General features: G+C 40.2%; 7 protein-coding genes and 1 riboswitch. Of the genes, 5 read left to right on the top strand and 2 right to left on the bottom strand.

Translation table 11 applies throughout. From position 1 onward, the window contains the following. Positions 1-52: 52 nt before the first annotated feature. Positions 53-388 carry a hypothetical protein gene (locus CXF78_RS05910; protein ID WP_180957060.1) on the top strand — a complete coding sequence of 112 codons (336 nt, stop codon included), beginning with the start codon at positions 53-55 and terminating at the stop codon, positions 386-388. Positions 389-448: 60 nt separating this feature from the next. On the opposite strand, the gene CXF78_RS05905 is transcribed toward CXF78_RS05910, so the two are convergent. Continuing rightward, a complete protein-coding gene (locus CXF78_RS05905; RefSeq protein ID WP_102036253.1) occupies positions 449-1,105 on the bottom strand; it encodes a thiol:disulfide interchange protein DsbA/DsbL in 657 nt (218 codons plus the stop codon). Positions 1,106-1,564: 459 nt separating this feature from the next. Beyond that, complete coding sequence (locus CXF78_RS05900) at positions 1,565-2,224, bottom strand: DNA-J related domain-containing protein (RefSeq protein ID WP_011636297.1); 660 nt, start codon at positions 2,222-2,224, stop codon at positions 1,565-1,567. Positions 2,225-2,583: 359 nt separating this feature from the next. Between CXF78_RS05900 and CXF78_RS05895 the strand changes: the two genes are divergently transcribed. The 4 genes from CXF78_RS05895 to CXF78_RS05880 all read left to right on the top strand — a co-directional run bounded on the left by CXF78_RS05895 (position 2,584) and on the right by CXF78_RS05880 (position 6,532). After that, positions 2,584-3,150, top strand: a complete 567-nt coding sequence (locus CXF78_RS05895) for a phosphoribosyltransferase (protein WP_011636298.1) — start codon at positions 2,584-2,586, stop codon at positions 3,148-3,150. Positions 3,151-3,303: 153 nt separating this feature from the next. After that, on the top strand, positions 3,304-5,217 hold the full coding sequence (locus tag CXF78_RS05890; RefSeq protein ID WP_102036254.1) for a peptidase U32 family protein: 1,914 nt from the start codon (positions 3,304-3,306) through the stop codon (positions 5,215-5,217). A gap of 194 nt (positions 5,218-5,411) precedes the next feature. Next, on the top strand, positions 5,412-5,741 hold the full coding sequence (locus CXF78_RS05885; protein ID WP_102036252.1) for a DUF3622 domain-containing protein: 330 nt from the start codon (positions 5,412-5,414) through the stop codon (positions 5,739-5,741). Between the two features lie 125 nt (positions 5,742-5,866). After that, positions 5,867-6,532, top strand: a complete 666-nt coding sequence (locus CXF78_RS05880; RefSeq protein WP_102036251.1) for a hypothetical protein — start codon at positions 5,867-5,869, stop codon at positions 6,530-6,532. A gap of 310 nt (positions 6,533-6,842) precedes the next feature. Beyond that, positions 6,843-7,057: riboswitch (cobalamin riboswitch) on the top strand. Positions 7,058-7,302: the final 245 nt, after the last annotated feature.

Below are 7,302 nucleotides of genomic sequence, written 5' to 3'. Positions count from 1 at the left end.
CGTCGGCAGCGTCAGTGTTGTATAAGAGACAGACTTTGACCCTAAGCACCCTTTGTATCAAGCAATAGCGCAACTGAGTGAACTGCGTAAGCAATATCCTATTTTGCGTCGTGGTCAATATCAAGATCGCTTTTACCAAGCAGACAAAGACATGTTTGCATTTGCTCGGGTAGACCCTGAAACAGGAGCAGAATTTTTGATGGTGTTTAATAGCGGTGAGCAAGCGCAGACGATTAATGTTACTCAAGAGGGTAAGCATTATCGCTTAATGACCACATGGCCAGATGTTGTCGTGCCATCAATTGAAGATGCCGCACAGGCCGCATCAGCAGAGTTAACGGTGACCTTACCGCGATTAAGTTATGCAATTTATACCACTGCAAGTTAAGCAATAGAGATAAAAAAATGGCTATCCAGTGGATAGCCATTTTTTTATCGGTTAGCAACACTACTGTTTTAATGCTAAGTAGTTAATGACCCCAATGATATCGTCCAAACTGCGCATTTCATTTAAATTGATGGCGTATTTATCGTTAACAATAAATGCCGGTACACTTTGCACTGCATACGTCACTTGCTGTTGACGCCACATGGCTAACTTTTTATTGGTGTCTGCACTGTCTGCTACCGTGTCATATTGCTCTGCATCGACACCAAACTGAGCAAAAACATTTTTAATATCAGCACGGTTATTAATCTGTGATTTGTGCTCATGTCCAGCGGCAGCGTGGTCGTGCCCGCCAGTATTATCTTTACCCTGGATTGCGCCAAACATGGCTATTTTTAGAGCTTCTTTATTATCGAGTTTATGAATAACCGCTAATGCGCGCATGACTTCTGTACCTAAGTCGCTATTCATAAAGTCGACATGTTTACTGTCGAAGGTGATTTTTTTGTCTAAACCCGCCTTGATTTCAGGTAAGTACTGGCTTTCCATATTGAAACAGTTATGGCAATAGAACGAGAAAAATTCAGTGACTTTAGGTTCACTTGGAACCATGTTGTTAGATATTTGGGTGTAATGTTTGCCTGCAACAAATGGCGTAGCAAATGTGCTAAACGAGGCCGTGATGAGCGTCAGTACAATGGCGAAATATTTAATCATGTAAACCTCAAATCTATGTTAATAGCAAATCACTGTTAGTAGTAAATCAGTGTTAATAACGAATTAATGGTAGTAGTAAATCAATATTAGTAGTAAATAGTCACTAGGATTCGATTAATCTACTTTAGCTAAATAGGGTAAGTTTGTTAGCTGAATTATGGCTTAAATCATCAATCAAAAAGACGCTAATTTCGTGATCGGTGCGTGTTTTATGAAGATAATCCTTTAATAAAGTTCAGATATTGATGTGAGGGCAACGATTTCTGCCAATGTCACCATTAAGTGCTCATGGGTTGTTCATTATTGATGGGTTATGTGGAAAGGCCAATATGGCATGGTGAATAAGCAGGGCAAATATTAAAGTATTAATGTAGAGCAGTCATCTTAATCATCTTCATGCTGACTACGATCACGGCTGTAGATAAAGAGTGTTCAACCACGGTAGTTTACCGACCAACGCTAATCTCTGAGTGTCTGCCATGCTTCGCACACTTCTCGAAAGCGTTCAGCATTACCTTGTTCACGATCGGGATGCCATTTTAGCGCTAACTTACGCCACTGTTTACGAATGTCTCTATCGGTTGCAGTTTCATCAAGTTCAAACACTTTTAACGCATGACCTTTGTGCATCAACTGTGTGTTAACACCAATATACTCTTGAAAGCTAGACCAAAATGACTCAAGCATTTCACGTACAACGTTAACGCTGGAGTCATAATTGTTCCAATCGAGATAATAGTCACGTAATGCACCATCGCGAATATGTTGTATATCAGCACTGGCTGGAATGATCCGAAATATTTGGATTTCCATCGCCTTCACTTGCAACCACTGTTTAGGCATGAGTATGTCTTGTAATTCATACAAGGCGTTCATTAGTAGAAAGTTGCGTTTGAATAGGTCTTTTTCGGGTAATGGGTCAAGGTTATGCATTAAACCTTTAGTTTGTAATTCACTGGCTAAATGATGCACTTTCCAACTTTGATTTGACGATTGTAATAAACTCAGCACAGGCCATATGAGCGGGTTGTCACCTTTGGGCACATTGAGTTCGTTGCTGTCCGTGGTGTTTGCCAGTCCAGTACCGTAATTATTGTGTAAGGTTTTATTGAGCAGCATAGTGGCGTATTCATCCTGAATTGGCGATTAATCTACTTGTCATTAAACCCACTATGCCATAGTCGTTTTTAATGACAAGTAGATTTATCTCCATTGATAAGCTCGCTCGGTCACTTGACTCGTGCAGTGAACTAGAGATTTGTTGATAGGACTTCTATTGATGCTGAAGTGATTTAACGTACGCAAATGCTTGATGTGAACATGCATCAAATAAGTAGGAATCAATATTGAGTCATATATTATTTGACCAACATGTCTTATTTTTTATGGGTATTGATCAATTAATTCCTATTCTTACAGGCAAGAAAGCTTTATTTGGTATAAAATTCTCCGCAATAAAATAATCGGGGGCTTAACCAATGACAGATAAACATTATATTAGTGCGCAACAACTGCTGGAAGATTCATTTAGACTCGCTGCGCAAGTATATGACAGTGGCTTTCGACCACAGTTTATCGTGGGTATTTGGCGCGGTGGTGCTCCAATCGGTATTGCAGTCCAAGAGTATTTTGATTTTAAAAAAGTTGAAACCGATCATATAGCCGTTAGAACGTCTTCTTATTATGGTATCGGCACTGACAAACAAGATAAAAATATCAAAGTACACGGTTTGCATTACATTATTGAAAACGCCAATGCTAGCGATGGTTTGTTGATTGTTGATGACGTTTTTGACTCTGGCCGCAGTATTGATGCGCTGATTGGTAAATTAAGAAAGTTCATGCGTTTAAACATGCCTACAGACATCCGGATCGCATGTCCTTATTACAAGCCAAAAAACACTAAAGTAGAGCTAAAACCAGATTATTTTATTCATTCATCTGAAGATTGGTTAGTGTTTCCCCATGAAGTGTCTGGGCTTAATCCGCAAGAAATTGCTGAAGGCAAAGCTGACTTTAAAAACATCCAAGAATTATTTTTATAAGCCCTATTCGACCGTTTTTTAGGCGGTCATTAGCAACGAATTTACTTAGAACTTTGTTCAAAGTTTGCTAAAGTATGCAGCTATGCGAGTGCGTCAACATACTAATGTTGGCGCACTTTTTTATCCGAATTAATGCGAAATTTAGTTAACATTATGGTTTCTGTAGAATTGTTCACCCCTGAGGCGCCTGTAAAGCGCCAACTTGAACTATTAGCACCGGCTAAAAATGCTGATTATGGCATTGAGGCTATTCGTCATGGCGCTGATGCCGTTTATATTGGCGGTCCAGCATTTGGCGCGCGTCATAATGCTGGCAACAGCGTTGAAGACATCGCTCGCTTAGCTGAATTTGCTCATCGTTATCATGCCCAAGTGTTTGTGGCGCTTAATACCATTTTAATGGATGACGAGATTGATAAAGCGCAAAAGCTTATTTGGCAACTTTATGAAGCCGGTGTCGATGCCTTGATTGTTCAAGACATGGGGGTTTTACAATTAGATCTTCCACCTATCGCGTTACATGCGAGTACTCAAACTGATAACCGCAGCCCAGAAAAAACAGTCTTTTTCGAACAAGTCGGTTTTTCACAAGTCGTGTTAGCTCGTGAGTTGAATATTCCACAAATTCGCGACATTGCTGCTAGCACAAAAATGAAGTTAGAGTTCTTTATTCATGGTGCGTTATGTGTCAGTTATAGCGGTTTATGCAATTTAAGCCATGCGTATTCTAATCGCAGTGCTAATCGCGGTGAATGTTCACAGATGTGTCGATTGCCGTGTAATTTAACTACGCGTGAAGGTGAAGTATTAGCTGAAAATAAGCATTTATTATCACTAAAAGACAATAACCAAACAGATAATTTAGAAGCCTTAATTGATGCGGGCATTAGCTCATTTAAAATTGAGGGCCGCTTAAAAGACATTACTTACCTTAAGAATGTTACCGCACATTACCGCCAACAACTGGATGCCATTATTGCCAAACGCAATGATTTGGAATCTATTTCTCATGGTCGTTGCGAGTTTAATTTTACGCCCGATCCTGATAAAAGTTTTAACCGCGGTAAAACAGATTATTTTGTCAATGAACGTACTGAGGCCATTGAGCATTTTAGTTCGCCTAAGTTTATTGGTGAGAAAGTGGGCCGTATCACCCAAGTAGGTAAAGACTTTATTAAAATCGATACCAGTGAAAGTGGCAAAGACATTCATTTTAACAATGGTGATGGCTTATGTTTCTTTGTTGAACATTATGAAACCCAGCGGTTGTCTGACGATAAGCTCTCCGGCGTGCGCATTAACCGCGCCGACGGTAATACCTTGTATTTAACTGAGGTACCTAAAGATCTTAAAATTGGCGTGATGATGTTCCGTAACTTTGATCATAAGTTTGAAGCTATCCTAAATAAAGATTCTGCCACGCGTAAAATTGCTGTTGATATGCAATTTTTTGATAGCGATGACGGCGTTGGATTAACCATTACAGATATACACGGGTTAAGTGCAACCGTTACCTTAGCTTGCGATAAAGCTCCTGCAAATGATCAAGCTAAAACGGCAGAAAACCTCAAAAAGCAACTCAGCAAACTTGGCAGTAGTGATTTTGTATTGAACAAGATTAATTTACTGACTGAGCAAATGTGGTTTTTACCTGCATCGGTGGTTAACGAGCTGCGCCGCGATGCGGTTAGTGCATTAATGGCCACAAGGGTGACGAGCTACCAACGACCAGAGCGTTGGGTACATGATAAAACTGCGCGTTTCCCACAAAAAGCATTGAGCTTTTTATCTAACGTGGCGAACGAAAAAGCGAAATCGTTTTATCATCAGCATGGGGTGATTCAAATTGAAGATACCTATGAGAAAAATAACGTGTTACATGATGCACCGTTAATGGTGACCAAACATTGTTTACGTTACAGCTTTAACTTATGCCCGAAAGAAGTTGAAGGGATTAAAGCCGACCCAATGTTTTTAGATGTTGGTAAAGATAAATTGAAGTTGGTGTTTGACTGCCATAAATGTGAAATGATGATTGTTGGTTCTAACCAATTAGTGAAACAATAACCTCAGCGCAGCGAGATTTTATTCACCATATTTTTCTCAGTGGCAGCATTACGCTTGCCACTGAGTTAGTTTTTCAAATAAGCTGCAAAAATAACCATTAAATAGCTGCCCAAACTCGTGCGTTTCGAGTACACTGCGCGGCTGAAATTTCATGGGTTTTAGCCTGTGATACCTTAAGTAGGAAAGAATAGATTATGAGCGATAGCAAAAAATATGGTTTACGTGTTATTCAAATCGAAAACACTTGGAAAACCGAAATCACTCGTCGTATGACAGCGACAAAAACCATAGTATCAAAAAGCCAAGATGGTTTTGCTTCAGAAGCAGAAGCAACAGCATGGGGCGAACAAGCTCTACAAGGTTTTTTATCTAAGCAAGCTGATCGTAACAAGCGTAAAACTGAAAAGCATCTTAAGGCTAAAAGCTTAGCTGCCGCTATTGCTGCAGAATCTGCCGTTGATGAAGAAGAGTTATTCGATGCAGAAGATGAAGATGAAGACGAAGACGACGAAGAACTAAACTAACATTTACCGACAATGTAAATGTTATCGATAAGTGTCAATTGTTGTATGTTCAGGATAGGATATACATAATTAGAATGGTTTTTAGTCAACTTATCTCTTTCTTGACCAAATAAGGATTCATTTGGATGAACAAGATTGCTGCAATTATCGGCTGCTCGGGCTGTCTGGGGATTATGTTCCTGTTCCCGAGCGGTGCATCGGCTATATCTCCTGCACTGATGACATTTGACGACGTTGATAACTCATCAGGTGCTATGGTGATGTCTGAGGATGTCCAAAAGCTCACGGCCTTATCTGCAAAATTTGGTTTTTTACCACCATTAGATTGGAAGCTTGCATTCAGCGATAAACGTGGCGATATGACAATGGCTGAGTTTATTCCATCCAATGAATCATTAAATGATTGGTCTCGTTTAGTCTGCATGCAGGGGTTTAAAGGCTTAGCAAATGATGTTGAACCGGACCAGTTTTTAGATTCGATGGCAGCGACATATCAAGAAAATTGTGAAGGCAAAATTGTTTATCAACAGCTGGGCAGCTCTAAAGTAGGCGGGCTCGAGGCTGTACATGGTTTATTAGGCTGCACCAGTATGCCTAATATTCATCATTCTTCCGCAGTGGTTGAAGCGTCTTATCTCTCTCGTCCACAAGGTGAGATGGGCTATTTTACGGTGATAAGTGATGACGAGAATGTCTACCTAATCCATAAATCTATTCGTACAGCTATTTTTACCACCGAGACCGTTCCAATCACAATCGATAATTATCGTGCCTTCATGAGCCAACCCTAACGTCGACATTTATCGCTAACATTGACGACATGTTCATATATTAGCGCCATGTTAATATAATTAGTGCCGTGTTGATAGCGTTGTTGGCCATTTCTAGTGTCACTTCCCAACATGTTGAATGCCAGACAAGTTGAATAATCTGTGAGTTAAGCTTTTGTTAGTATCAAGTTTACCTTTGAATCCGTTATAATCGCCGCGTGAATATTTTATGATGCCACTCATTCGTCAGACAGTACCAAGGTACTCAATGCTAATGCCGGCATAACAACACATATTTTCAATCATGAGCTGAATATCAACTCATGATAATTTAATAGTCAATCTTTACGGTGCTTGCTTTGGATCGATAGACCAAAGCAGGATAATCGGGAAACCAGTGTAAATCTGGTACTGCCCCCGCAACGGTGATTGGTGAGAGTCAGGTGCGCAACAGTGTTGCGTTAATCATCTCGGCTCGCGTGCGTTTACCTTTAGTGTAACGCCAAAACCTCAGTCCGGAGACCGGCCTTAAAGGTGATTTCGATGATTTCGGTGGGCAGATCTCGAAATGTAATGTGATACCGCTAGTGACTTATTTTATAGAACTTTTCTGTATAATAGGACGAAAGTGGTGCTCTATATTGCGGCGCTACTGCCCCATTTTTCCTTTCAGGAGTTAAAGGTAAATGGGTACTAAACCAACAAAAATCGCACTGTTATTAAGTGCTGTCTTCAGTGTCGCAAGTGTTAATGCTGTTGCGATTGAATCAGTTGTTACATCCCCCTCGTCT

Origin of the sequence: Shewanella sp. 11B5 (assembly GCF_002836795.1) — a bacterium.
In the GTDB taxonomy this organism is placed as follows: domain Bacteria; phylum Pseudomonadota; class Gammaproteobacteria; order Enterobacterales; family Shewanellaceae; genus Shewanella; species Shewanella frigidimarina.
Note: the sequence above shows the minus strand (reverse complement) of the source record. Positions and strands in the feature narration are given on the sequence as shown.

Coding starts and splice junctions, on each gene's coding strand:
- CXF78_RS05905 (WP_102036253.1), bottom strand. CDS start 1,105: ATGATTAAATATTTCGCCATTGTACTGACGCTCATCACGGCCTCGTTT.
- CXF78_RS05900 (WP_011636297.1), bottom strand. CDS start 2,224: ATGCTGCTCAATAAAACCTTACACAATAATTACGGTACTGGACTGGCA.
- CXF78_RS05895 (WP_011636298.1), top strand. CDS start 2,584: ATGACAGATAAACATTATATTAGTGCGCAACAACTGCTGGAAGATTCA.
- CXF78_RS05890 (WP_102036254.1), top strand. CDS start 3,304: ATGGTTTCTGTAGAATTGTTCACCCCTGAGGCGCCTGTAAAGCGCCAA.
- CXF78_RS05885 (WP_102036252.1), top strand. CDS start 5,412: ATGAGCGATAGCAAAAAATATGGTTTACGTGTTATTCAAATCGAAAAC.
- CXF78_RS05880 (WP_102036251.1), top strand. CDS start 5,867: ATGAACAAGATTGCTGCAATTATCGGCTGCTCGGGCTGTCTGGGGATT.